This window comes from Pseudoalteromonas sp. S1608 (assembly GCF_005887265.1).
In the GTDB taxonomy this organism is placed as follows: Bacteria; Pseudomonadota; Gammaproteobacteria; order Enterobacterales; family Alteromonadaceae; genus Pseudoalteromonas; species Pseudoalteromonas undina.
This window is the reverse complement of the sequence record NZ_PNDK01000003.1, coordinates 87,306-113,157: the sequence shown is the minus strand read 5'-3', so window position 1 is coordinate 113,157 and position 25,852 is coordinate 87,306. Positions and strand designations below refer to the sequence as shown.

Annotated in this window: 18 protein-coding genes; 4 read left to right on the top strand and 14 right to left on the bottom strand. The window is 40.0% G+C overall.

The window, feature by feature from the left end; all coding sequences use genetic code 11:
• Positions 1-20: 20 nt before the first annotated feature.
• Positions 21-425, bottom strand: a complete 405-nt coding sequence (locus CWB75_RS02470) for a VOC family protein (RefSeq protein WP_138569797.1) — start codon at positions 423-425, stop codon at positions 21-23.
• Positions 426-540: 115 nt separating this feature from the next.
• On the opposite strand from CWB75_RS02470, the gene CWB75_RS02465 reads away from it, so the two are divergent.
• Positions 541-1,431, top strand: coding sequence for a LysR family transcriptional regulator (locus CWB75_RS02465; RefSeq protein WP_054202525.1), 891 nt, complete (start codon positions 541-543; stop codon positions 1,429-1,431).
• Positions 1,432-1,510: 79 nt separating this feature from the next.
• On the opposite strand, the gene tldD is transcribed toward CWB75_RS02465, so the two are convergent.
• The 9 genes from tldD to CWB75_RS02420 all read right to left on the bottom strand — a co-directional run bounded on the left by tldD (position 1,511) and on the right by CWB75_RS02420 (position 14,164).
• Positions 1,511-2,950: a metalloprotease TldD gene (gene tldD, locus CWB75_RS02460; protein WP_055012250.1), complete on the bottom strand. Its 1,440-nt coding sequence runs from the start codon at positions 2,948-2,950 to the stop codon at positions 1,511-1,513.
• Positions 2,947-3,786 carry a carbon-nitrogen hydrolase family protein gene (locus CWB75_RS02455; RefSeq protein ID WP_054202527.1) on the bottom strand — a complete coding sequence of 280 codons (840 nt, stop codon included), beginning with the start codon at positions 3,784-3,786 and terminating at the stop codon, positions 2,947-2,949. The genes tldD and CWB75_RS02455 overlap by 4 nt, the downstream gene beginning before the upstream one ends.
• Complete coding sequence (locus CWB75_RS02450; RefSeq protein WP_138569796.1) at positions 3,783-7,631, bottom strand: YhdP family protein; 3,849 nt, start codon at positions 7,629-7,631, stop codon at positions 3,783-3,785. The genes CWB75_RS02455 and CWB75_RS02450 overlap by 4 nt, the downstream gene beginning before the upstream one ends.
• On the bottom strand, positions 7,631-9,103 hold the full coding sequence (rng, locus tag CWB75_RS02445; protein ID WP_010390470.1) for a ribonuclease G: 1,473 nt from the start codon (positions 9,101-9,103) through the stop codon (positions 7,631-7,633). Before rng ends, CWB75_RS02450 begins: the two co-directional genes overlap by 1 nt.
• A 1-nt stretch (position 9,104) precedes the next feature.
• Positions 9,105-9,674, bottom strand: a complete 570-nt coding sequence (locus CWB75_RS02440) for a Maf family protein (RefSeq protein WP_138569795.1) — start codon at positions 9,672-9,674, stop codon at positions 9,105-9,107.
• Positions 9,674-10,153: a rod shape-determining protein MreD gene (gene mreD / locus CWB75_RS02435; protein ID WP_010390467.1), complete on the bottom strand. Its 480-nt coding sequence runs from the start codon at positions 10,151-10,153 to the stop codon at positions 9,674-9,676. The genes CWB75_RS02440 and mreD overlap by 1 nt, the downstream gene beginning before the upstream one ends.
• On the bottom strand, positions 10,146-10,988 hold the full coding sequence (gene mreC / locus CWB75_RS02430) for a rod shape-determining protein MreC (protein WP_010390466.1): 843 nt from the start codon (positions 10,986-10,988) through the stop codon (positions 10,146-10,148). Before mreC ends, mreD begins: the two co-directional genes overlap by 8 nt.
• On the bottom strand, positions 10,988-12,031 hold the full coding sequence (locus tag CWB75_RS02425; protein WP_008113726.1) for a rod shape-determining protein: 1,044 nt from the start codon (positions 12,029-12,031) through the stop codon (positions 10,988-10,990). Before CWB75_RS02425 ends, mreC begins: the two co-directional genes overlap by 1 nt.
• Positions 12,032-12,166: 135 nt before the next feature.
• Entirely contained in the window at positions 12,167-14,164 is a 1,998-nt protein-coding gene (locus CWB75_RS02420) for an SUMF1/EgtB/PvdO family nonheme iron enzyme (RefSeq protein ID WP_138569794.1), read from the bottom strand.
• A 335-nt stretch (positions 14,165-14,499) separates the two neighbouring features.
• On the opposite strand from CWB75_RS02420, the gene CWB75_RS02415 reads away from it, so the two are divergent.
• Positions 14,500-15,408 carry a 1-aminocyclopropane-1-carboxylate deaminase/D-cysteine desulfhydrase gene (locus tag CWB75_RS02415; RefSeq protein ID WP_010390464.1) on the top strand — a complete coding sequence of 303 codons (909 nt, stop codon included), beginning with the start codon at positions 14,500-14,502 and terminating at the stop codon, positions 15,406-15,408.
• 4 nt (positions 15,409-15,412) lie between these two features.
• Here the strand turns inward: CWB75_RS02415 and CWB75_RS02410 are convergent, their stop codons facing one another.
• From CWB75_RS02410 to CWB75_RS02400, 3 genes are all read right to left on the bottom strand, one after another.
• Positions 15,413-17,059, bottom strand: a complete 1,647-nt coding sequence (locus tag CWB75_RS02410; RefSeq protein WP_138569793.1) for an EAL domain-containing protein — start codon at positions 17,057-17,059, stop codon at positions 15,413-15,415.
• A 348-nt stretch (positions 17,060-17,407) separates the two neighbouring features.
• A complete protein-coding gene (gene ssb / locus CWB75_RS02405; RefSeq protein WP_008467569.1) occupies positions 17,408-18,109 on the bottom strand; it encodes a single-stranded DNA-binding protein in 702 nt (233 codons plus the stop codon).
• A 20-nt stretch (positions 18,110-18,129) separates the two neighbouring features.
• Positions 18,130-19,497, bottom strand: coding sequence for an MFS transporter (locus tag CWB75_RS02400; RefSeq protein ID WP_138569792.1), 1,368 nt, complete (start codon positions 19,495-19,497; stop codon positions 18,130-18,132).
• Positions 19,498-19,660: 163 nt separating this feature from the next.
• Here CWB75_RS02400 and uvrA point away from each other — a divergent pair, with 163 nt between their 5' ends.
• The gene (gene uvrA / locus CWB75_RS02395; protein WP_075170529.1) at positions 19,661-22,486 is read left to right on the top strand and encodes an excinuclease ABC subunit UvrA; all 2,826 of its coding nucleotides are present in this window, start codon (positions 19,661-19,663) and stop codon (positions 22,484-22,486) included.
• A 25-nt stretch (positions 22,487-22,511) separates the two neighbouring features.
• The gene (locus tag CWB75_RS02390) at positions 22,512-23,573 is read left to right on the top strand and encodes a hypothetical protein (RefSeq protein ID WP_054202535.1); all 1,062 of its coding nucleotides are present in this window, start codon (positions 22,512-22,514) and stop codon (positions 23,571-23,573) included.
• Between the two features lie 108 nt (positions 23,574-23,681).
• Here CWB75_RS02390 and CWB75_RS02385 read toward each other — a convergent pair whose 3' ends face one another.
• Complete coding sequence (locus CWB75_RS02385) at positions 23,682-25,826, bottom strand: transcriptional regulator (RefSeq protein WP_138569791.1); 2,145 nt, start codon at positions 25,824-25,826, stop codon at positions 23,682-23,684.
• Between the last annotated feature and the right edge of the window lie 26 nt (positions 25,827-25,852).

Below are 25,852 nucleotides of genomic sequence, written 5' to 3'. Positions count from 1 at the left end.
AATGTTTATCTGGATTTAAATTAAATTTCATCACTGCTAAATAGCATTTCGACCTTTATCTCTTCTGGTCCAGGTATAAAGACTTGCTGCTCTAATAGCTCTGGCACGGTTCGCTCAAAGTAGTTTATACCTGTTTGCGCTAAGCGACTTTTCAATCCTTGATAACCTATGCTACGAATCGCAATGTGATCTACCACTCCTCGGCCTTGGGTTTTGCTGTTTAATGCTGATAAGTAACCCTGTTGCGCTTTATTACCCGTGGCATTAACCAAATGAATCAAAGCAACATTATCACTGCCGTATAACCATGCCCCCTCGAAAGGGAAAGGCGGACGATACCCTTCAACTAGCCCAACTGAATTTATAAAGAACTGTCGCATCGCCTGGTAATCACAACTAGAAATTAATACATGATCTAAACGCATAAACTTTCTCTGTTGATAATGAGTACAACCAGTTTAACTATTTACTTAAATTTGATAATTGAGTTAATATCAAAAACACTGTTCATTAATACTGAATTATAAAGAGTGAGGAACGATGGCTAAGATTGATGATATGCAGCTTTTTGTTCATGTGGTGCGCTCTGGCGGGCTTGCTGCAGCTGGGCGAAAAATTGGTTTATCGCCTGCGAGTATGACGGCACGTATCAACCAGCTTGAAAATCACTATCAAACCCGACTCTTAATACGTAATACTCGAAGTATTAAATTAACCGAGGCTGGAGAGCACTTTTTTCAAGGCTGTTTAAGAGTGATTGCTGAAATTGATGCCGCAGAGCAAAGTATTCAGCTTAGTAAAAACACTCTTTCGGGTAGTCTCAAAGTAACCGCACCCTCTGACTTTGGTAAACAGTTTGTTGCCCCTGCAATAGCTAAATTTGTAGCACTGAATCCACAAGTAAAACCACACCTACATTTAACCGATGGCTTAGTTAATCTAGTTGAAGAAGGCATTGATATTGCTATTCGCTTTGGAAACTTACCCGATAGTAATTTGATTAGCCGAATGATCAAAGCCAATAAACGTGTGTTATGTGCTTCAGCTGAATATTTAAAAATACATGGCCAACCTTTACAACCAAGCGATTTATTAAATCATCGCTGCTTAGTAATGGAGAGACTTGGTCAATCGATGCATGATTGGCATTTTAAAGACGAGGTAATTCGCGTACCTGTAGCTATGAGTAGCAGTGATGGTGCAGTGATCAGACAGTGGGCAATTAACGGTGCAGGTATTGCTCTAAAATCAATGGTAGATATTAATGATGATCTGACTAAGGGTAATTTAGTGACGCTACTTGATGACTATATTCTCGGTTTTAGTAATAAAGATAAACAGCAAGTTGGCTTACAGTTTCTTTACCCATCAAGGCAATTTCAGCCACGACAAGTTGCCGCATTTATGGATTTTTTTCAGCAGCAAATTTAACAATAAACAGCCAACAAAATAAAACCTTGAGAGTTTGCACTTCCAAGGTTTTATTTATAACGTTTGGCAGTTATAAAAATTAAGCCGTGCCACCTACTGTTAGGTTATCTATTTTCAGGCTTGGTTGGCCAACGCCTACTGGTACACTTTGACCGTCTTTACCACAAACACCGACGCCTTTATCAAGCGCTAAATCATTACCTACCATAGAGATTTGTTGCATAACCTCAGGGCCATTACCAATTAATGTTGCCCCTTTAATTGGCTGAGTAATTTTACCATTTTCAATTAAGTAAGCTTCTGAGGCACTAAACACAAACTTACCTGAGGTGATATCCACTTGGCCGCCACCAAAATTAGGGGCAAACACGCCTTTTTTAACAGTGCTGATAATATCAGCTTGGCTGTGCTCGCCACCTAACATGTAAGTGTTGGTCATACGTGGCATTGGTAAATGCGCGTATGACTCACGACGTGCGTTACCTGTTGGGTTTACCCCCATCAAACGCGCGTTCATTTTATCTTGCATATAGCCTTTTAAAATACCGTTTTCGATAAGTACGTTATAGGCTGCAGGCGTGCCTTCGTCATCTACATTAAGTGAACCACGGCGATCGGCCATAGTACCATCATCAACCACTGTACACAGCTCTGAAGCAACTTTTTGCCCTACTTTACCGCTAAACGCAGACGCGCCTTTACGGTTAAAGTCACCCTCGAGGCCATGGCCTACCGCTTCGTGTAACAACACACCTGGCCAGCCATTACCTAATACCACTTCCATAGTACCTGCAGGGGCATCAATAGCTTCTAAGTTTACTTTAGCTTGACGAACGGCTTCTTCTGCAAAACCCATCCAACGCGGCTTACCATCAACAAGCTCTTTAAAGTAACCATAATCTAGGCGGGCACCGCCACCAGCACCGCCACGTTCACGGCGACCATTCTTCTCTAGCAATACAGAGCAGTTTAAACGGATCAGTGGGCGAATATCGGTGGCAAAGGTGCCATCGCTGGCTGCAATTAATACCTCTTCGTATACCGCAGACATTGAACTAATAACTTGCTCAGCATCAGGGGCTAATTCGCGAATATAGTTTTCAAGCTCACGTAACAAATTAACTTTATCGGTATCGCTCATGCTAGAAATTGGTTGATGTGGCGCGTACTGCTCTTTAGCAGCCACGTCACTAAATACTTTAACCGCTTTATCTTCACCTGCATCGGCAATACTACGTGCAGCAGTTGCGGCCTTATTTAGCGCTTCTAAATTAATTGCGTCTGAATACGAAAAACCAGTTTTTTCACCACTAACAGCCCGTACGCCAACACCACGTTCAACGTTATAAGAGCCTTCTTTAACAAGGCCGTCTTCTAATACCCAAGACTCATGATGACTCGATTGAAAATAAAGGTCGGCATAATCAACTTTGTGCTGGTGAATATAAGCTAATGTTTTTTCGAGTTCTTCTCGATTTAGCTGGCTGTCGTGTAATAAATGCTGTTCAACCGAATTCATAATAATGGCTCTCTAAATCGTTGGTGAGATTGCAGCGGCATATCTCGTCTAATTTTGTGTAACTGGTTCAAATCTACGGTACAACTAATAAAACCAAGCCCTGTTGGTTTTTCACTTAATGTCTCACCCCAGGGCGATAACATCAGGCTGTGACCATAAGTTTGTCTACCGTTTTCATGTGTTCCATATTGCGCTGCAGCAATAACATAACACTGCGTTTCTATGGCACGTGCTGCAAGTAGCGGCTGCCAATGCGCTTTACCTGTTGGAACAGTAAACGCACTGGGTACTAATATAATTTCTGCGCCTTTACGAGCTAAGGCATTAAATAAACCAGCAAAGCGCAAATCATAACATACTGTTAAACCAATTTTACCAAAGGGAGAATCAACAACCACAATCTCATCGCCCGCTTGAGTAAAGTCGGACTCTCGGTAGCTGCCGGTCTGGTCATCTACCTCAACATCAAATAAATGTATTTTGTTATAGCTTGCAACAATATCGCCTTGGTTATTAAACAAGTGTGAGGCAGCGTAATACTTATGTTGGTCATAGGGCTCTGGCATGGTGCCAGCATTTAACCAAATATTGTGTTTACGACACAATTCACTAATTTGCTGTTTATATTGCTCAATACGCTGTGACACTAACAACGTATCACCAGCGTGTTTACTAAACACTAAAAACGCTTCTGGTAAACATACTAACAAAGGCCGCGTGCTTGGTAATTCAGCTAACGCTTGCTTTAAAGCTGCAATGTTATCATCAGGGTTAAAGCCTGAGCACATTTGCAATGCGATAATCGCAGGAGATGAGTTTATGCGTTGTTTATTCATTGCGCGGCGCTAACCTCAGCATCTTTGAGTTTTAACTCTGAGGATGCTCGCGGCTGATTTTGTGCTGCTTGTGGCAAGGTCACCTCTCGGCTCTTACGATCTAACTCTTGTACCTGAGGATCGTTCATTTTACCCGTCACTTTAAAGTTGATCTCTGAGATCACTCGCGCAGAATGAATTACTTTATCAATTGCTAAAGCTGCAAGCCCCGTTACTGGATTAACCATCCAAGCCACAATTACTGGAATACTCGACGTTACTTGCGGTGCTACTGCTAAGTCGTAGTCAATTTCGAGAGTATTTAAATTTGCATACCCTTTAATCGAGAGATCGGCAGGCACCCCATCCATTTTAGTATCTTGGGTATAGGCAATGCCCTTATCTATCTGCATCGTACCTTTCATGCTGTTATAGAAAAAACCTTTAGAAAATACATCTCTAAAATCAAGTTTTAGCTTACGCACTAATGAATCAAGGCTCAGTAATGAAAATACCCGTGCGCCTCCATCACTCACCTCAGTTAAATGGCCTTCGCCTAAATCCCAACTAATTTCACCGTCTAAACTAGCAATGTCTAAGTTATAAGGCGCCGCTTGCCAATTTAGTTGATAATTTAGATTGGCGTTTGAGTCTTTAATGGTAGTGGTGATATCAAATTCATTAAATAAAGCGCCAATATCATCACTTTTAAGTTCACCGCTCATTGCTGTTAGGCCATTTTGCCACTGCCCTTTAGTACGTAATATATGATCGCCCTTATCAACTACTAGCTCAGAAATAAGCAGTTTTTTACCATCACCTAATAATGAGGCGCTGACTTTATCTAGCTGATAATGGCTGATCTTACAATCGGCACATTCAAACTCAATAGCAGGCAAATTTGTAAGCCATGCAAGTTGTTCAGGAGATGATTTTTCGCTTGGTTGCTCTGTTTCGGCCTCTAAAAAATTAAGCCTTAAATAGTCACTGTTTATTCGAATCGGCTGACTTGATTGCTCGCTGGGAATGAACACTTCTGCTCGTAATTCTTTAGCATTGAGCCTTAATTGCAAGTTATTATTTAAGGGCGATAAACGCATATCAAAATCATTAAACTGCATGCCACTCACATTAAAAGAGTTAATATTCGCAACAACCTCATACAAAGGCGGCATAATACCTGGCGATGCACTCTCTGGCTGCGCTTTAGCTGCATTAATAATTTGATCAATTAAATCAATCCAAGGTAATAACTCACTTTGCGCTAAGTTAATACTTACCGCTAAATCTTGCGCGTTAAGCCCTAAATCTTTGTTACCGATTATAAAGTGGGCGTTGTTAAACTGTGATTTAGCATTGTCTAGAATGGCATTAAAATACACTAGCTGATCAACGTTTGCGGTGATCAAGTTAGATATATCATCACCCTGAATAACTGCACTCAGTGGCCAAGCTTGCTCACTGCTTTTTTTATATGCTCCAGGCAAAGAACTACTTAAGCCAATAAGTGGCGATTCAACTTGGGCACGATAGTTAAACCCTTGCTCGGTAAAATTAAGCTCCAAAGCAATATCAACATCACTTTGCCCACTTAAGTAACCATCTAAAATGCCTTGCCCACGGTTTATAAGTGTTTGTGCATCAAGCTGAGCATTTATATTTATATTAGCGAGATAATCCTCTGCGTTTGCGTCACTATTGTAGTTAATAGTTAATGGCATACCCAGCCATGTAGCCGTTGCATTAGTGAGATTTATTTGTTGGTTATTAAAGCTAAGTTCGCCCTTTAAATGCTCAAGCGAAATACCAGGTGCAGAAATGTAGAGAGGTGAGTCGAGTAAATTAACCTTACCACTGACACTGGCTCCCCCCTCAAATTGTGAACCTATTAGTAATTCAATATTTGCACTTGCAAGCCCCTGTCCTTGCACAACATTAAAAATATCAGCCAATGGATTTGCTAAAGGCGTAGCGGCAAAAAAATCGTGCATTTTTTCAAGCTCTGCTTGCTTATTAATACTAACTACCAACGGCGCATCGCCCATTAAGTCATCAATACTCACATGTACACTGCTGCCAACATCAAGGTTTACCAGTTGGCCTTGCTGACTATATATATCCATTCGCTCATTAGCAAAATGCAGCTTTACATTGGCATTTGTGACTGCTGGCCAATCGGGATCGAATTGGTAGGTGGCATTATCTATTTGTGCTATTACATCAAACTGCCCTGAACCATCGTCAAATGGAAAGCCTGATAGTGGGCCAGAAAATAACACCTGAGTATTTGATACTTCGCCTGCTTTTATTGCGCCATTTAAATAACTAACTAAGTCAGGACTCATTAACGTTAAAGGAAAATAGTGACCAGCAATACTGGCATCTGGTGCAAACGCTTCAGCATATAAATCTAAGCGTGGCGTATCACCCAAACTCAGCTGCATTTGTGCGCTTAAAGTCACCTCATTGTTATCAAGCCAAAGATTATTACTGCTGATGTACCAATCGCCTGAGCGCTTTGCTAAATCTAGCTCAATATTTAATTGGTTATAATCAATATTATTACTAAAGCTAGCGCCTGTAATTAAATGGCTGTTCTCACCAAAAATCGCAATGCGACCATACTGCTGATTAACCAGCCCATTAACTCTTAAAGATTGAGCGGCAGGTACGGCGTTTTTTTCTTGCCAGCTAATTTCATCAGCATCAAACCATAATTGCCATTGCTTTGTATCGGCAAACTCAAAGTACGCAGCCTTTATTTGTCCGCTAGGTTGGCGTGCTAAAAAAGGGGCTAAATCGGTAAAATTAGTCAACTCAGCTAAATCACTCAATAGCGCTAAATCAAGTTGCTGTAGCCATACTTTATTTTTCTTACCCAATAAGGCTTCAAATTCAAGGCTTGGCCAAGTGGTTTCACCCGTACTAAATGCTAAGCCCGTGCTTTTTAATCGCCAGCTATTTTGCTCAGGGTATAAATGAAATCCCCCTTCACTTAGGCTTACATTTTGTGTTTGCTCATTGAGCTGCCAATTTACCGCGCTCGGTAACCACTGAACTTTTACGTCACTCACTAGGCCTTGCTCTAATCTAAGCCAAGCTTGTAAGTTTAAATCGCTATGTAGATGCTGCTTTTGAGTATTAATGTATTGCGCTAACCAGTTTGACACATCAACCTGATTAGCCTGCACATACAAATCACCCACCATTTGCTCTAAGGTTTCCCCCTTAAGCGCAATGCGCGCATCAAAATTCCCTACCGAAATACCCGGTAATGCTAGACTACCGCTACCAAGGTGTTGTTTATCTTGGTTTTGCCATACAATGTTTTCTAATAACAGTTTACGTTCTTTGTTATCTTCTAATACAAAGTTGATACTGGAGTTTTCTATTGCAAAATGACCTGTTTCACCTAAAAACAACCCTTCTATTAACTCTTTTTGTTCAAATGATACATCGTCTTGGTTGCCTACAAATAAATTCGCGACATTAACCTTGGTATGAAAACCATTGATCACAAAGTAATTCGACTTAAGTTGAAGGGACTTTAGGCTTTCCCAAAGGTTTAGCTCTAAACTGGTTTTCGCAATAGTTAAAGAAATAGGGGCGGTTTGGTTGTCTTTAAATGATAATTCTTCGAGCACTAAGGCTGGGCCATTACCTTGCCAACTTGCCGATATAGCGCCTATCGATAGGCTAATATCAAACTTGCTATCAAGATAATTTTCTATCTCGCCTTTATAGTCATTTGCGTAGGGTAAGGTGTATTTTAAAATAGAAACAATGACGGCCAGTAGCACCAAAATTACAGCACTTATTTGCCATAATTTGCGCACACAAAAGAAACAGGCCGCTTTAAATTTCATTACATCATTACCACATCAAACTGCTCTTGGCTGTATAAGCTCTCTGTTTGAATATTAACTTGCTTACCAATAAATAACTCTAACTCTGCAAGGTTATGATATTCGTCATTTAATAGCGCTTCACATACTGCAGGAGATGCATAAACTACAAACTTATCAGCTGCATAAGCGCGGTTAACACGTACTATCTCACGAAGGATTTCATAGCATACGGTCTCAACCGTTTTTTGAGAGCCTCGCCCTGAACATGCAGGACATACATCACACAGTATATGCTCTAAACTTTCGCGAGTTCGCTTGCGGGTCATTTCAACCAGTCCCAATGCTGATAAACCATTAATATTGGCTTTAGCACGATCTTTAGCGAGCGCAGACTCTAATGAGTGCATTACCCGGCGTTTGTGCTCATCGCTCACCATATCAATAAAGTCGATAATAATAATACCGCCCAAATTGCGCAGCCTTAGTTGACGAGCAATAGCTGAGGTTGCTTCAACATTGGTATTAAAAATAGTTTCTTCAAGGTTACGATGACCAACAAATGCACCGGTATTAACATCAACCGTGGTCATTGCTTCGGTTTGATCTATGATCAGGTATCCACCAGACTTTAAAGTCACCTTACGATGCAATGCCTTTTGAATTTCACTTTCTACATCAAATAAGTCAAAAATGGGTCGCTCGCCCGGGTAATACTCAAGTACTTGTGATAATAACGGCACAAATTCTTCAGTAAACAGCTTAAGCTCTTGATAGGTAAGCTTAGAGTCAACACGAATGCGCTCCATATCTTCGCCCACGTAATCACGTAATGTTCTAAAAGCCAGCGTAAGATCTTCATGCAGAATACTCGCTTTGCTGGTTTTACGGCGCTTAGAAACTATTTTATCCCACAGTTTTTTTAAAAATGCAGCATCGTGGCGAAGCTCTACTTCACTTGCGCCTTCTGCGGCAGTTCTAACAATAAAGCTGCCGTTTTCGTCGCCATATTCAGCAACAATTTTTTTAAGCCTAGCGCGTTCCTCTTCCGTTTCGATACGTTGACTCACACCAACATGCGTCGCATCTGGCATAAATACTAAATAGCGTGACGGTATAGTAATATCAGTGGTTAAGCGAGCACCTTTACTACCCAATGGATCTTTAACCACTTGCACCATAATGTACTGACCTTGGCGAACAAGCTCACGAATATCTTGGACTTTTTTAATTGGCTCGTCGTCAACACCTTCAACAATAGAGGCACTATTGACGATATCTGAAGCGTGCAAAAAGGCGGCTTTCTCTAAGCCTATATCAACAAAAGCGGCTTGCATTCCAGGTAGCACGCGACTTATTTTACCTAAGTAAATATTGCCTACTATGCCTAAATTACCAATACGCTCTAGCTGAATTTCTTGTAATACACCGTTTTCGATTAGGGCAACGCGACTTTCACTCGGCGTGACATTGATCAGTAGTTCTGTACTCATGCTACCCTCTTAAGAATGTATGTAATAATTGTTCTGTCTCATATAAAGGTAAGCCTACAACGGCAAAATAGCTACCCGAAATATGCGTTACAAAGCGTCCGCCTAACCCTTGGATACCATAACCACCGGCTTTATCTTGAGGCTCGCCCGTTTGCCAGTAAGCATCTATTTCTTCATCATTGAGTATTTTAAAAGTAACATCAGTACTGACAATACAACTCATTACTTTTTCTGGTGTGGCAAAAGCGATAGCAGTTAACACTTGGTGAGTATTTCCTGATAAACGTTTTAAGGTATGAGTAAAGTCGTCTTTATCTCGTGGCTTGCATAATGATTGATTATCCATCACTACCACGGTATCACTACCTAGAACAGGCCGATCGGTATATCCTTGTTTTACGCCCATTTGTGCCTTTAAACGCGCTAAACGTTCGACATAATCATATGGGAGTTCGTTAGCAAGCTGGCTTTCATCGGCATCAACACTAAATTGTGAAAACTCGATACCCAACTGGGTTAAAAGCTCTTTACGGCGGGGAGACGCGGAGGCTAAATATACTGCGCAAGTCATTATCTGATCCTAAAGTGTCTACGGTATTTTCTAAGTAATAAAAATACCCATATCCAACTCAACATACCTGTTAATACAGGCCATAAGTAATGTGGGCTAAAATAAACGCCAAGTAAAAAATGATTTAACCAAAACTGCATTAAATGATAAAGCGTTAAAAATAAGCCAATTAAAAGGCTTTGTTGCCACAATGAAAAATTGCGAATTTTTTGAAAGTTACTTGCCGTAACAAAAATACACACCGAGTAGGTTAATGAGTTTACACCTAAAGAAGAACCGGTCGCTAAATCAATCACTAATCCAACAACCCAAGCCGTACCTATGTTTAAGCGATGCGGTAAAGCCAAAGACCAGTACATAAGTACCAGCAGCACCCAGTCAGGGCGAAATGGTTCAAGTGAAAAGGGTAACGGCATCAAAGCCATTACCAATGCAAAGAAAATACTTAACGCAATTAATAGCATATGGCGATTAATCATCTCCCATCAACTCCTGCTGATTTAGCCATAACACGACTAATAATCGAATTCGGTCTAATTGAGCTATAGGTTCAGCAAATACTTGCGCAAAAGGTTGTCCTTCATCACGGGTTATTTCGGTGATCACCGCTACCGGATAGCCCTCAGGAAACGTACCACCAAGGCCAGAGGTAACCAACACATCGCCAATACGTACATCTAAACTATGCGGCACATGCGACAGTTTCAGTACGTTAATTTTACCAATACCTTCAACCACTGTTCGCACGTCATTACGTAAAATACGTACAGGCGTAGCATGGGTGGTATCGGTAATTAATAATACTCTTGAAGTGGTTGAGCCCACTTTAGTCAACTGCCCCACAAGTCCCATATCATCAATCACTGCTTGGCTTTCACTTAAACCATCGGTGGTTCCTCGATTTATCACCACTTGGTGGCTATAAGGATTTGAGTGAACAGAAAGTACTTGAGCAATAATTTTACGATTGGTGTGTTTTGAGGACGAGCCCATTAAGGCTCGTAATTTTTGATTTTCTTTTGCTAAGAATTCATATTGCTGAATTTGCTCGCTCTGCAATATTTGCTTTTTTTTCAGGGCTTCATTTTCAGTTTGTAACTGTTCGCGGGTGTGCAAGCTCTTAGCGCTAAAGCTAAATACTTCGTAAGGTAGATTGGCAACATAAATGAGCGGACTAACTAAGGTATTCAAACTGGTGCGAATATTCTCACCGCCCTTAGTGTATCTATCCCCAAGGATCAATACGATACTCAAAAGCACTGCGACAAAAAGTCGCAGTTGCAAAGAGATTGTTTTTTCAAACATTGATTTCATTAATCGTAACTAAAAACGTCACCACCGTGCACATCAATCATCTCAAGCGCTTTACCGCCGCCACGAGCAACACATGTAAGTGGATCATCAGCAACAACTACTGGAATGCCAGTTTCTTCCATGAGTAGGCGATCTAAATCTTTTAGTAATGCGCCACCGCCAGTTAACACCATGCCATGTGCTGAAATATCAGATGCCAGTTCAGGAGGTGATTGCTCAAGTGCAACCATGACAGCGCTTACAATCCCCATTAGCGGCTCTTGTAATGCTTCTAAAATTTCATGCGAGTTAAGTGTGAACGAACGAGGAACACCTTCTGCAAGGTTACGACCACGCACTTCTATTTCTACTGGATCGTCTGTTTTAAATGCAGAACCAATTTGGTGTTTAATATTCTCAGCTGTGGCTTCACCAATTAAACTACCAAAGTTACGACGTACATAATTAATAATGGCTTCATCAAACTTGTCGCCACCAATACGAACAGATGACGAATAAACAACACCATTGAGTGAGATAATAGCCACTTCGGTTGTACCGCCACCAATATCAACAACCATAGAGCCCGTTGCTTCAGATACTGGTAAGCCTGCACCAATTGCAGCAGCCATAGGCTCTTCAATTAAGTAAACTTCACGAGCACCTGCCCCCATCGCTGATTCGCGAATGGCACGCTTTTCAACCTGTGTAGCGCCACAAGGCACACAAATAAGTACACGTGGGCTTGGTCGCATAAAGTTATTGTTGTGCACTTGCTTAATAAAGTGCTGGAGCATTTTTTCGGTCACATAAAAATCAGCAATCACGCCATCTTTCATCGGACGAATAGCTTTAATATTACCAGGTGTACGCCCCAACATTTGCTTAGCTTCTGTACCTACAGATGCAACACTTTTAGGCCCACCAGCACGCTCTTGACGAATAGCAACAACTGAAGGTTCGTTTAATACAATCCCTTCTTCTTTTACATAAATTAGTGTGTTGGCTGTACCTAAATCGATCGATAGATCGTTTGAAAAAATACCACGGAGTTTTTTAAACATGAGGCTGGATGACCTTTGAAATTCGTTCTTATTTTAGTTGCGCTTACTTTAACATTCTCAATGTAATGAGCAATATAAAGCGCAGCCGTCTTTGTAATCATTAAAAAGAGGAAGCGTGTGCTTCCTCATTAAATATTATTGTTCGCTCATTAAGCGAAAGCCAATGTAATTAGCTCTAAAATCTGGCGCTAGGATTAAACGCGTTGAGGCACGAGCGAGGCTAGGAGCAAAGTTCCATGCGCCGCCACGAACCACAGTATTTTTTTTATTCTCTGTGCTACTAGTCCATTCCCATACATTGCCCACTGTATCGTATAAGCCAAATGCATTTGCAGAAAAAGACCCTACCGGAGCGGTGCGTTTGTTTGACCATTCGCTACCACACCAACCACAGTTTGCTAAGTTTTTACCAATTTCGTTACCCCAAGGGTACTCAGTATCTGTACCTGCACGCGCAGCATATTCCCACTCAACCTCAGTTGGCAGACGATACACTTGTGCTGTTTTATCAGAAAACCATTCTGCGTAAGCCGTAGCATCATTTTTTGTCAAACACACAGCTGGAAAATCATTTGTTTGCTCAAACCCTGGAGCTCGCCAATTTAAGCTCGCTTCCCAAACGGGTTCTCCATTTAGATAATAAGCACAGCCTTTGCCTTTTTCAGCTTCAGTCTTGTATTGTGTCTCGTTTACAAACTTCTCAAATGCGCCAACAGTGACTTCTTTACTTTGCATGACAAAAGATTCACTAATCGTTTTTTCAACAACAGGACGCTCGTTTTCCAGTCCATTGCCGTTAATATCGCCCATTTTAAATGTGCCAACAGGGATTATTACGGCTGACGAATCCACTGTTGGTGGCTGCGTATCAACTTCCATTCCCTTAGGACAATCTGCTTGTATTATTTGCTCTCGCTTTTTAGTCGGTGCAGCAATCGACTCTGACTTTTTTTCTAACTTAGCAAAAAGCGTGCGTGTCTTTTTTAAGTCAATACGTGCTTTATAAGGGATGTAGCCCTCTTTGCGTATTTCTAATTTATGCAAACCACGCGGTAATCTTGTTACTAAGCGAGTTGAACCTACACTAATGTCGTTAATAAAAACTTCATCACCATGTACGTTAGAACGCAAAGTTAACTGAATTAACTGATCTTTCTTTTGTTCAGCGACCACTTTAGGCTTTTTATTAACTATTTTAGCGACCGCTTTATTATCCGTATTATCGCTGAATGTTAACTGACTATCAGAAAAAGTAGTGCTATAAGCTGGCTGATAAGTATTTGTCAGCGGGGTACCATACTCTGAACAAAAACTATTATTTACACTTAATAAGTGACATAAACGACTACTGTTTACATCTCCACGCATAGTAACGCTTAAATTGACGTTGTAATCACCTTGGCCGCTAAATGCGCTCTTAATGACGTGACTACTTAAAATCTGTACTTGTGCCCCTGACATGTCTCGCTTAGGTTCAACAAGACGTTTTTCTGTAAGGTTTTCAAAAATTTGATCTAAAAAGCGATTAGTGGCTTTTTTCAGCCCCATCTGCTGGCCGCGTTGTTCACATGCAGCGAGTGTTTCAGTACGCTTACAATTAAGGGTATGATCGACCTCGAGTGTTCCCTCGCGGGTAAACTCATTGCGCAGTCGCTCTACACGCGCAGTAGTGTATTGCACTTTTAAACTTTCGATGGTGTTCTGAAGTGCATGTTTATCAGCGCGAATTTGCTCAATATCTTTTAGATGGGATGCAATTGCCGCCAATTGCATAGAAATATCATTTTTATTTTGTTCTTGATCAACAACGGCTTTTTGATAACGCGATTGTGCAGAAGTGATATCAAGCGACGGGTTATCAATTAAGCGTCGGTACATATCATTCATCGCATCTAACGCTTGATTTTTTTCTTTATCAAGTTGTGTTGAACGCGCTCTTAGCAGTTCAAGTTGGGTTTGAAGCTGATTTTCTTCTTGTAAATATTTATCGAGCATCGTTGTTGAACGAGTGTATTCTGTTTGTTTCGTATTAATCTCTGATTCAATTCTGTTTACAGTAGTTGTATCTTGTGCAAATACTGTGCTGGCAAAAAAGCTAGCAGAAATTAACAGAGATAAAGGAGCAATTCGCATATATTCCAGTCCCAAAAAAGCGGCAATTATTTGGTTATTATTATTTTTTATAATAAAACCTTATGCTATGTACTTGAAGCACAAAACACAAGCTTTGTTCATTTATTATCTCAGTTTACAACTATTATCCCGTTTCATGCCAGTAAATAACCGTTTCATTTGTACTAAATAGCTAATTTATTTAACAACATCGATATTTATCTGCCATTTACGCCCAAAAGATACCAATTTAGCGGCGTATTCATATTTTTTAGTTTGCTTAAGTAATAAAATTTGAGTCAAAATAACGTTATTCCGCAGCACATTCACCGTGTAACTAATAAAAAAGAGTGATAATGCCAATACCATTCAATATTAATGAACATAGTTATTTACAACCAATTAGTAACAAATTGCTAGCAGAAAAAAACATTACGTTAAACATTAAGCGTGATGATTTATTGCACCCTGTTATTAGTGGTAATAAATGGCGTAAGCTCAAATACAATTTAGCTCGCATGCAACAACAAGGCAAAACAGAGTTACTGACCTTTGGTGGCGCTTTTTCGAATCATATTCACGCGTGTGCAGCCGCAGGAAAAGAATTTAACCTAGTAACTCACGCAATTGTGCGCGGACCTGATCTTGACCTCAATAATCCAACGTTAAAATTTGCAAAGCAATGTGGCATGCAATTACATGCAGTTAATCGATTAGAATACCGACAACGAAATGATAAAGCATACTTATCGGCATTACAGGCTCGATTTCCCAATGCGTATATTTTGCCTGAAGGAGGCACTAACGAATTTGCTTTAGAGGGGTGTAAAGAACTTGCCCAAAGTTTACCAGAGCACGACTACTTAATCTGTCCTACTGGCAGTGGTGGAACCTTGGCGGGCTTAATAGAGGGCAGCTCAAATAAAAGCACCCTACTAGGTATTGCCGTTTTAAAACAAGCCGACTACCTGAGAGACGAAATACGAGCCCTTAGCCCTAGAGCTAAATCACAAAATAATTGGCAATTACTTACACAGTTTCATGATGGCGGTTATGGTCGTTTTACCTCTGAACTGTGGCAGTTTTGCCAGTATATGTTGCAACAATATCAGTTACCACTAGAGCCTATTTACAGCGGTAAAATGATGTATGCACTTTGGCAGCTCATTAACAACGACTACTTTCCCTCTGGCAGCAAAATTATTGCAATTCATACAGGTGGGCTGCAAGGTTTAGACGGGCTAAAATATCGTGGACTTGTTTAATTAGCTAATGAAATGCAACTTGAGTGAAGTCGGGTAATAATCCAGAAAAATACCCCCCTTGTGCAGTACTAACACCTATCGCTTTTAAAAATTGCAGTTCCTGATACGTTTCTACACTTGAGGCCACCACTGGCAGACTCAATAATTTGCCAATATGCACAATTCCCCTGACAGATTTTTGCTGGAAATAATTATGATCTATTCCATGAACAAGTTCATAGGCCAAATTAAGCCCCACTATTTGCTTATTATGGGTGAAGTTAAATATACTTTTACTACTTCTGACCTCATCTATAACGATATTAAAGTTGAGCGCTGTTATGGCCGAAAAAGCAGCCTGCAATCGATCTTGGTTATTTAAGAAATCAGCCTCATTTATCAAAAACTGTAACGTATGCACGCTTTTCAATTCACTCATATGTTTACTTAGCCAACCCCAAAACTCACTATTAAACCAACTTTTAGGATGCAATTTAATACTAATAACAGACGGTGACTTTTCTATTAACAGCAGTTTTTTAACTTGCATAACAACTGCTTGGTCTAGTAATAGCGCCTCATCCTCATTGTAAAACTGACTTATATAATCTTGATTAAATAGTTGTTTATTTGTCTTATCGCTACTTTTAATTAAAACATGATGTTTAATAATAATGCCACTATCCAACTCGTATACAGGTTGAAATAAAATCGCTAATTTTTGCTTTTCAATTCCCTGCTTGACCAAGTTTTCATCAGCCACCTTAAGGTGACTGCAATTGAGTGCCAATTGATGATAATGCTTCACTCTACTTTGCATTGATAGTGTGAGTGACGATCTGGCAAGCTGATACACCATCACCTGATCAGCATTCGAGTAGTAAGTACACACACCTAACTTTATACTCTCGTCAGCCACTCTAGGGGCTAAAATATAGGCTGCGTTAAGCATGCATTGATGTAAATGTTTAGCACAATTTGCTTTCTCAATCGCACTAACCCCTTTGAGAGTAAAAGCAAAATTACCCGCTGTTAATAACTTAACGGATATTACAGCCGTATTGGTAAAATCTTTTGCTAGTAATACTTTAAGAGTCGCTTGTAAGTCCGTATTTATATCAAAATGACATTCGCATTGAATGAGTGCAAATATATTATAGCCAATTGTTTTCTGCTCCTTGGCTGCTGTCTTTAATACCGATAGTGAAGGCATTGTTTTAGGCGTATAACACACTTTTTTATAGCCATCGCTTTGGTTACGCTTTAATACCATTGAGTTATTTACTCTCGTTTTGAGTAATATAGCGCGCCTAACAGCAAAAATTATGACCAAAATAAACACATTCATTATTATAAATAGGTCACTGTAGGCATACCAAAGAGGCCATGAATATAACAAAACCCCTTTTGAATTAGAGCTGAAGTATTGCTTTTGCTGCTTAACATAAACAGAAACTTTATCTGGAGCTAGGGTAAAAGGTGTATTTGTTAAAAGTTGTTGCTTATTCACTAGTGGCTGCTGTAATTGCTTAGCGAGTTCTATACCTGTTTGCTTATTTTGATATTGTAAAACTAAATTTAAACCACTATTAAAAATAACAAATAGCATAAAACACAGAGCGTAAAATAAGGCACTAGCGTAATTAGTAAACTGAGACTGACTGGCTTTCATAACTTACCCGCTCATTAAATAAGTTATTAAAGTGTTGTCTACTATTTGCAATTGCACAAGCCAACCGTAAAAGTTTAGTAGCTGTTTTATTATTAATACTTAATGTTTATAAACATTATATTTAGTCATAAGTAATCGCTGCACCTTATTGGCACAGGTGGGAGGTTTGTTACAAATTAAACAGATTGACGTTGCTATGCTTTGTAAACCTTAAAACAATGTATAAATTTCTAATGAGAGTTATTCACTCATATAAAGATAAGCGAAAGTATGGTAACTAGCCTCAATAAAAAAGCCCTGATTACTCAGGGCTTTTTTTTAAAACTTTTTAAACTAAAAAGTTGGAAGTTAGAACGGAATATCGTCATCAAAGTCGATTGTTGGTTCCATAGGGTTTGATGCGCCACCTTGCGGTGCATTTTGCGGCTTAGGAGCAAACCCGCCTTGCTGTTGTGGTGCATTATTTTGCTGAGGTGCAAAGCCACCTTGTTGCTGTGGTTGGTACTGGTTATTTTGTTGTGGAGCCGGCTGCTGGGCAGGTGCAGATTGTTGCTGTGGAGCATAACTGCCTTGCTGACTATTCTGGCCTTGGTTATTTTGACCATAGCTACCGCTTTGCTGTCCGCCTTGGTTACCTTGATAACCGCCACTTTGTTGACCACCTTGGTTACCTTGATAGCCACCGCTTTGTTGGTCGCCACCGCGTGCACCTAACATTTGCATTTGACCTGTAAAACCATCAACAACAATTTCTGTGGTGTATTTTTCTTGGCCCTGTTGGTCAGTCCATTTACGAGTTTGAAGCTTACCTTCTACGTAAATTTGTGAACCCTTGCGGCAGTATTCGCCTACAATTTCAGCTAATTTGCCAAAAAATACCACACGGTGCCACTCAGTTTTATCAACCATTTGGCCAGTGTTTTTATCTTTATAGCTGTCTGAAGTTGCTAAGGTAATATTTGCTACACCATTACCATTAGGCATGTAACGAACTTCAGGATCTTGCCCTAAATTACCAACCAAAATTACTTTGTTCACACCGCGTGCCATGGAACCATCTCCTATAAACGTTAGATTAAACCAGCCACTCTTCGGGCTTGGTCTAGGTCAAATTCTTTATCATTAATCTTTAAGTAGCTTCGACTTTCATCGCGAACTACGGTTGCTTCTATTACACCGGGTAAAGCAACTAACTGAGAAGCTAGTGTTTGTGCCTGCTCTTCAGAATCTAATTGGGTCATTAAACTAATAACTTTGCTTTTCGGTGGGACTTGCATTTTCCACGCAATAATAAGCCATATTACCCCAACAAGTGCCGCCGCCGCAAACACAGCTTGCGTACTGGTGGTTTGTGCTACATACCCACCCAACATACCGCCTAAAAAAGCACCTAAGAACTGGCTAGATGAATACCCACCCATAGCGGAGCCCTTTTGGCTTGCAGGCGCAATACGAGACACAAGAGCCGGCATAGTGGCTTCTAAAAAGTTAAAAGCAACAAAATATAACAGCATACAAACCGCAATGCCAACAACGCTATTGGCCCATATCGACATACTTAACATACTGACTATTAAGACCATCACTGAACCAATAAAGGCTTGTTTTTCTTTCTCTTTTTTAATTGCCACTATCATTACCGGCACCATCAAAAAAAACGCTAAAAATAAAACCGGGATATAAAGCTGCCAATGGTTTTCAGCCACAAGTCCATCTTTAATTAGTTGACTTGGCAATACTACAAAAATAGTCGTCAATGTTAAATGCAGCAATAATACACCTGCATTTAGACGCGCAAGCTGCGGATGTTTAATTAGCTTTTTAATGTCACTAAAGCTGGCAAGTGTATCGCCTTTAGGGGCTTTATTTATTGCACTAGGCACCAGCATAGTGACAATAAAAATTCCTAATACAGCCAGTATAGCAGTTAACCAAAACACTCCGGCTATACCCCATGAAGCTGCCACAATTGGCCCAAGTAGCATAGCGAAGGCGAAGCTCATACCTATGCTCATGCCAATCACTGCCATGACTTTTGGTCGTTGTTCGTCACGGCTTAAGTCTGATGCAAACGCTAAAAGTGCGCTGGCGATAGCACCCATACCTTGTAAGGCACGTCCTACCGTCACCATTTGTATAGACTCGGCCAAAGCAGCAATCACTGAGCCTAAAGCAAATACAAGTAAACCACCTACAATCACTTTTTTACGGCCAATTTTATCGGATAGTCTTCCCATTGGGATTTGTAATACGGCCTGCGTTAAACCATACGCACCAATTGCAAAACCTATCCATATAGGTGAAAAGCCTTCAAGCGATTGACCATAAATAGCTAAAACAGGCATCAGCATAAACAAGCCAAGCATTCTAAATGCAAACACACTCGCTAACGATACGGCGGCGCGTTTCTCTCGTGAATTAAGTGAAGATGCGGTCATTATTTGCGTGATCTTACTGTGTGAAAAAATTAGGCAAGGATTCTATCACAAGCTTGGCAATAATTAATCGTCTATAACTAAGGATTTTTTCAATGATCAAGGATTAATATTGCAGCGTATTATGCGATACTGAACAAATAATTTTGGCAATAAACGAGATAGCATGGAAAACATTGAAGTCCGAGGCGCCCGCACGCACAATTTAAAAGACATCAGCCTAACCATCCCACGTGATAAACTAATTGTTATCACTGGCTTATCTGGTTCAGGAAAGTCATCACTTGCATTTGATACGCTATATGCAGAAGGGCAACGCCGGTATGTTGAATCACTCTCTGCTTATGCAAGGCAGTTTTTGTCATTAATGGAAAAACCTGACGTAGATCATATTGAAGGCCTTTCCCCTGCTATTTCCATTGAACAAAAATCAACCTCGCATAATCCCCGTTCAACCGTGGGAACCATTACTGAAATCTACGATTACCTGCGTTTAATGTTTGCACGGGTTGGCGAACCTCGCTGTCCCACTCATGATCTTCCTTTAGCAGCGCAAACAATTAGTCAAATGGTCGATACCGCATTAGCGCTGCCTGAAGGCACTAAGTTAATGCTACTTGCTCCTGTTGTTAAAGACCGTAAAGGTGAGCATGTAAAACTATTAGAACAGCTTGCCAGTCAAGGTTACATTCGCGCTCGTATAGATGGTGAAGTATGCGACTTATCCGATCCACCACCGCTAGATTTACATAAAAAGCATACTATTGAAGTCGTGGTGGATCGCTTTAAAGTCAAAGACGGCCAGCAACAACGTCTTGCGGAATCATTCGAAACGGCACTTGAAATGTCAGGCGGCGTTGCCAACATTGCTTTTATGGACGATAGCAGTGCTGAAGAAATGCTGTTTTCAGCAAATTTTGCCTGTCCAACCTGTGGCTATGCGATGACCGAACTTGAACCGCGTTTATTTTCGTTCAATAACCCTGCAGGGGCTTGTCAAAGCTGTGATGGTTTAGGCGTAAGACAATACTTTGACCCTAATCGCGTGGTTCATAACCCTGAAATAAGTTTAGCTGGCGGTGCAATTAAAGGCTGGGATAAACGCAGCTTTTACTATTATCAAATGTTACAAGCGGTTGCACAGCATTACGAGTTTGATTTAGATGTTCCTTATCAAGAGCTTGCAAAAGAACATAAAAAAATTATTTTAGATGGCTCTGGTGATACTAAAATTGCATTTAATTACCGTAATGACCGCGGTGATTTAATTACACGTAATCATGTATTTGAAGGCGTGTTAAACAATATGAACCGCCGCTACCGTGAAACTGAATCAAACTCAGTGCGTGAAGAACTAGCCAAATATCAAACCAGCCAAGCATGCCCTAGTTGTAAAGGCTCACGTTTGCGCCAAGAAGCACGCAATGTATTTATTGGTCAAACTAACTTGCCAACCATTACGCATATGAGTATTGGTGAGGCGATGAGCTTTTTTGAAGGTTTGCATTTAACTGGGCAAAAAGGCCAAATCGCCGAAAAAATTCTAAAAGAAATTCGCGACCGGTTATCGTTCTTAATAAATGTAGGCCTAAATTACTTATCACTTGAGCGCAGCGCCGACACACTTTCAGGCGGTGAGGCACAGCGTATTCGTTTAGCGAGTCAAATTGGTGCTGGGTTAGTGGGTGTTATGTATGTACTGGATGAACCTTCAATTGGTTTGCACCAACGTGATAACGACCGTTTATTGAAAACCTTAGTTCATTTACGCGATTTGGGTAACACCGTTATTGTTGTAGAACACGATGAAGACGCTATTCGCGCCGCTGATCATATTATTGATATTGGTCCAGGTGCTGGCGTACATGGCGGCCATGTTATTGCTCAAGGTACACGCGATGATATTTTAGCAAGCAAAGACTCGGTTACCGGCCAGTTTTTATCGGGCGTGCGTAAAATAGAAGTACCTAAAGAGCGCCATGCTACTAACGATAAATGGTTAGAGCTGTTTGGTGCTACTGGTAATAACTTAAAAAATGTTGATTTAAAAATACCTTTTGGCTTAATGACCTGTATTACCGGTGTATCTGGCTCGGGTAAATCAACGCTCATTAACGATACCTTATTTAAACTTGCTCACACAGAACTCAACGGCGCAACTACTGCAGAAGCAGCTCCTTATGGGTCAATTGCAGGACTTGAGCACTTTGATAAAGTAATTGATATTGACCAAAGTCCTATTGGCCGCACACCGCGTTCAAACCCTGCCACTTATACTGGTATTTTCACTGGTATTCGTGAGCTGTTTGCGGGTACTCAAGAAGCCCGTTCACGTGGTTACAAAGTGGGTCGCTTTAGCTTTAATGTTAAAGGTGGCCGTTGTGAAGCGTGCCAAGGTGATGGCGTTATTAAAGTAGAAATGCACTTCTTACCAGACGTATATGTACCGTGTGATGTGTGTAAGGGTAAACGTTATAATCGCGAAACCTTAGAAGTACAATATAAAGGCAAAAACATCAACCAAGTGCTCGACATGACCGTTGAAGATGCCCATGACTACTTTGATAAAATACCGGCTATTGCACGTAAACTTAAAACCCTAATGGATGTTGGACTTTCTTATATCCGTTTAGGTCAAGCCGCTACAACACTTTCGGGTGGTGAAGCACAGCGAATTAAGTTAGCACGTGAGCTTTCTAAGCGTGATACTGGAAAAACCTTGTACATTCTTGATGAGCCAACCACGGGGCTTCATTTTGCTGATATTGAACAGTTATTAGTGGTGCTTCATCGCCTACGCGATCATGGCAATACCATTGTAGTGATTGAGCACAACTTAGATGTAATCAAAACAGCCGACTGGATCGTTGATTTAGGCCCTGAAGGTGGTGCTGGCGGCGGTGAAATACTGATTGCAGGCACACCAGAAGAAGTGGCGGAATGTCAGCGCTCACATACTGGGCACTACTTAAAACCGCTATTAAATAAATAGCAGTAATACACTTTGAGGAAAGCCGGTGTTAAGGTATTTAAAAGTTGCAAAATGGCGTGCTAATAAACAGTTTAAGCAACAGCAAAAAAGCTGGCAACCACACCAAATTAAACTGCTGAGTCATATAAAAAGCATATGGTTTAACCTTAACACCGCGCAAAAGCTTTACCTTCTTGCACTTATAAGTTTAGCTATTTTTAAGTTAACCTGGTTGTGCGCCAGCATCACCATTGTTGCACTAATCGTAGAGTTTTGGCCCAAGTTTAATCAGCTCTGGAATTCACTCGCTGGCAAAGCACTTATTTTGGTATTTTATGCCAGTATTGCTAACTTTGTTCTAGCAGGTGCAAGCGGTATAGTGAATGAAGTAACGCAAGTATCAGCTAATCATTTTAACTACACCCACAACTTTGCCACTTTATTATATTTACCGCCTTGGACACTGGGGATAACCCTAGCAACCTTACTCGGCTTACAGCTTATTTTGCCATTTTACATCATCGTTTTACTGCTTATAAAACCCTTTGGCTCTGATCGTATTAAATTTATCAGTCAAAGCTATTCGCCGCTTCTCACTGCATTTACGCGCTTTTTTTTAGCTACTGTGGTGTTTGTAAGTTTAATCGCGTTCATTGATGACAAACCGCCTGAAAAAGTATTAAACGACATCGTAAAGAATTTTGAAAATAGTAAGTCTATTGCGAATAAGTCACCCGCAGAACAGGAACAAGCAATAGAAGAGTTAAGTGAACAGATAGAAAAAAAACTTCCCTCTTCAGACAATGACAAAACTCAGACAAAAACATTTGGTATTCGCTTAGAAGGCGAAGACGATAATACCCAGACAGTTAAGCAGTTTTTAGATACTAAAGGCTACTTTGAGCGCAGTAAACGCTTAATTGCTATGTTTGCCTATAGTTATGAAGCAGATAGCTACTCTCGCTGTAAAAAGTCAAAAGAGAGTAAGTCAATTGAGCTCAATGATTACGAAATTGTTGAAATAACGCCTGATCAAAGTATGCCTTATGGCTATCAATTTATAGTTAGAGCCTGTGAATCTGCCGGTATTTCAGCTATGAAACATTAAAATACAAAAAAACAGGCTTATAGGCGTGGAATAAACCCAACCGCATCATAAACTGCTTTTAATGTTTTCTCAGCACGGGCACTGGCTCTCTCTGCATAATGAATAGCGCTATTCGCCCCAACTAATTTGTACTATTTGCATATCTTTATACTTAGATCCCGTAAATAATATTTCATTGCTTTCGTTTACCTCAAAACCAATAGGTCGAAAGTCCACGTGTGTATCTTGTATGGTTTGATCTTGTAAATTTAGTCTAGCGATTCTTGAAATAGAATCTGAATAATAGAAATAGTCTTTACTGATCCCATATGCAACTGACTTTTTGGCATTTTTAGGTAATTCCCAGCTTTGCCTATCGGATAAGCGAATTAACTGATTATCATTGGTTACGTAGCCGTTACCTTTACTATCTGAAATGAGTTTATTCGCTTTTATTCCTTCTATTACATGAGTATCACGAGTTAGTAAATTAAACTCTGCCAATATATTTTTTGTACCAAGGCGCTTAATATAAATAATGCTTTCGTTATTTTTTGACCAAATATAGCTTACTATTTCATGTTTATTAAATTCTTCTAATGGATAAATTTTTTGAGTGTTTACGTCATAAAATAAAAAGCTTTTATTTTTTATGAACATTATGCGCTGCTTATTGGGAGAAGCTCTGAGCATTCCTAATGCAAAAGTCGAAGGGGCATCATCATAATTAAAAAAGCTGAGTTGCTTTGTAAAACCATTTTGAGAGAGCCATAATTGACTGCTGCCAGAACGCTCAGATACAAAAACATGCGCAGGCCCTTCTTTATTAACTATTTCAATAATGTTGTAGTCGTCTTTATCACTTTTATAGAGCGTTTCATATTTAGGTGTATCGCCAAAAGGATCTGTTACTTTAATTAGCGAGTATGATTGGGTTTTATTCTCTGAATAAAAAAGACTATTGGCAGAGTGCACTGCTATATAATAAGGAGTTATATTTGGGGTTACTGTTAGTGTATTTTTAACAGTGCTTTTTTCTTCAAATATAATGGTTGAAAGCTGTGTTCCTTCAAATACTATTATGCCTTTATCGTCTGCAAGCCAGTCAAACGCGAAGCTAATTATACTTTTCTTTGCTTTAAATAAGCGCTTGGTTTCGTGGGTTTCAAAGTCGTAACTAAATACAGAAAAAGGCTTACCCTTTTGACTAAGTATATACGCTATTTTATTACCAGATTGAGATAAACGCGGCATGATCGCGCCGTACATTACACCTGGCGGTGGGATCACTATAAACTCTTTTTTAAGTTCTAAATCAAATTTATATAAGCCTGAACCATCATGCTCATTTTTATATTCGGTGTAATAAATATGCTCACCACTTTCGTCTACTTGCGCATAACCTGTGTATCTAAAGTCACACTTTTTAATAGAGGTAGCCTCCCCTATAACAGGAAACTGGCTTAGATCAACGAGTACCATTTCACACTTTTGTTGTTTTAAATTGGTAGCTTGTAATAACACTGAGTGCTGATTTAATTGCCACGATAAAATAGATACCTGAAAGCCAGGGTAGGTAATTTCAACTTCCCTTTGATCAGATAGTCGCTTTACAAATGCATGCATTACGTCATTTTCAGGTTCTATATTGGTGTAAGCTAAATATTGTTTATCTGAGGATAATTCAGGGTGAACTTCACTACCTATATTCCACGTGCTTGCTACCTTATTAACCGTGATCTGTTTAATCTTTTCGCTAGAAGGTGCATTAATAAAAAACAACCCTAACCATACTAAAAAGCACAGACAAATAATGACGACTAAAGAATAGATCAAAAACTTTTTACTATTCGTTCTTTGAACCGGTTGAGAAGTAGTTGCAGTCACTACCTCTTCATTTTTGGCAAAAAAATCCGGTGAGTCAGGCAAAAAGTTTGCAGGCTCTTCAAAAACGCTTGTTTGCGTTAAACGCTCTGGTATTACGGTTAGACTGTAACCTTTACGGTAATGAGTTTTTAAAAGCGGTGCTTTTTCAGTTGGGTGGGCAAGCTGCTTTCTTAACTCTGAGATTGCACGGTTAATCGCATTATCATCAACAAAGCTCTGTTGCCACACACTTTCAATAAGCTCTTGTCGAGAAACAATGTGTTGAGGCTTATTTATAAAGTGCAGTAATAGCTTTACTAAAAGTGGGTCTAATTCCCTTTCCATATTGTTTGAAGTAATCACACAGCGATTACTAATAAATTGCCAAGGTCCGATTTGATAATTCATAGTTTTACATATTTTTATTTTTCAAC

What these genes read in the sequence shown, in the direction of transcription:
- CWB75_RS02470 (WP_138569797.1), bottom strand. Translation starts at nt 425, where the DNA reads ATGCGTTTAGATCATGTATTAATTTCTAGTTGTGATTACCAGGCGATG.
- CWB75_RS02465 (WP_054202525.1), top strand. Translation starts at nt 541, where the DNA reads ATGGCTAAGATTGATGATATGCAGCTTTTTGTTCATGTGGTGCGCTCT.
- tldD (WP_055012250.1), bottom strand. Translation starts at nt 2,950, where the DNA reads ATGAATTCGGTTGAACAGCATTTATTACACGACAGCCAGCTAAATCGA.
- CWB75_RS02455 (WP_054202527.1), bottom strand. Translation starts at nt 3,786, where the DNA reads ATGAATAAACAACGCATAAACTCATCTCCTGCGATTATCGCATTGCAA.
- CWB75_RS02450 (WP_138569796.1), bottom strand. Translation starts at nt 7,631, where the DNA reads ATGAAATTTAAAGCGGCCTGTTTCTTTTGTGTGCGCAAATTATGGCAA.
- rng (WP_010390470.1), bottom strand. Translation starts at nt 9,103, where the DNA reads ATGAGTACAGAACTACTGATCAATGTCACGCCGAGTGAAAGTCGCGTT.
- CWB75_RS02440 (WP_138569795.1), bottom strand. Translation starts at nt 9,674, where the DNA reads ATGACTTGCGCAGTATATTTAGCCTCCGCGTCTCCCCGCCGTAAAGAG.
- mreD (WP_010390467.1), bottom strand. Translation starts at nt 10,153, where the DNA reads ATGATTAATCGCCATATGCTATTAATTGCGTTAAGTATTTTCTTTGCA.
- mreC (WP_010390466.1), bottom strand. Translation starts at nt 10,988, where the DNA reads ATGAAATCAATGTTTGAAAAAACAATCTCTTTGCAACTGCGACTTTTT.
- CWB75_RS02425 (WP_008113726.1), bottom strand. Translation starts at nt 12,031, where the DNA reads ATGTTTAAAAAACTCCGTGGTATTTTTTCAAACGATCTATCGATCGAT.
- CWB75_RS02420 (WP_138569794.1), bottom strand. Translation starts at nt 14,164, where the DNA reads ATGCGAATTGCTCCTTTATCTCTGTTAATTTCTGCTAGCTTTTTTGCC.
- CWB75_RS02415 (WP_010390464.1), top strand. Translation starts at nt 14,500, where the DNA reads ATGCCAATACCATTCAATATTAATGAACATAGTTATTTACAACCAATT.
- CWB75_RS02410 (WP_138569793.1), bottom strand. Translation starts at nt 17,059, where the DNA reads ATGAAAGCCAGTCAGTCTCAGTTTACTAATTACGCTAGTGCCTTATTT.
- ssb (WP_008467569.1), bottom strand. Translation starts at nt 18,109, where the DNA reads ATGGCACGCGGTGTGAACAAAGTAATTTTGGTTGGTAATTTAGGGCAA.
- CWB75_RS02400 (WP_138569792.1), bottom strand. Translation starts at nt 19,497, where the DNA reads ATGACCGCATCTTCACTTAATTCACGAGAGAAACGCGCCGCCGTATCG.
- uvrA (WP_075170529.1), top strand. Translation starts at nt 19,661, where the DNA reads ATGGAAAACATTGAAGTCCGAGGCGCCCGCACGCACAATTTAAAAGAC.
- CWB75_RS02385 (WP_138569791.1), bottom strand. Translation starts at nt 25,826, where the DNA reads ATGAATTATCAAATCGGACCTTGGCAATTTATTAGTAATCGCTGTGTG.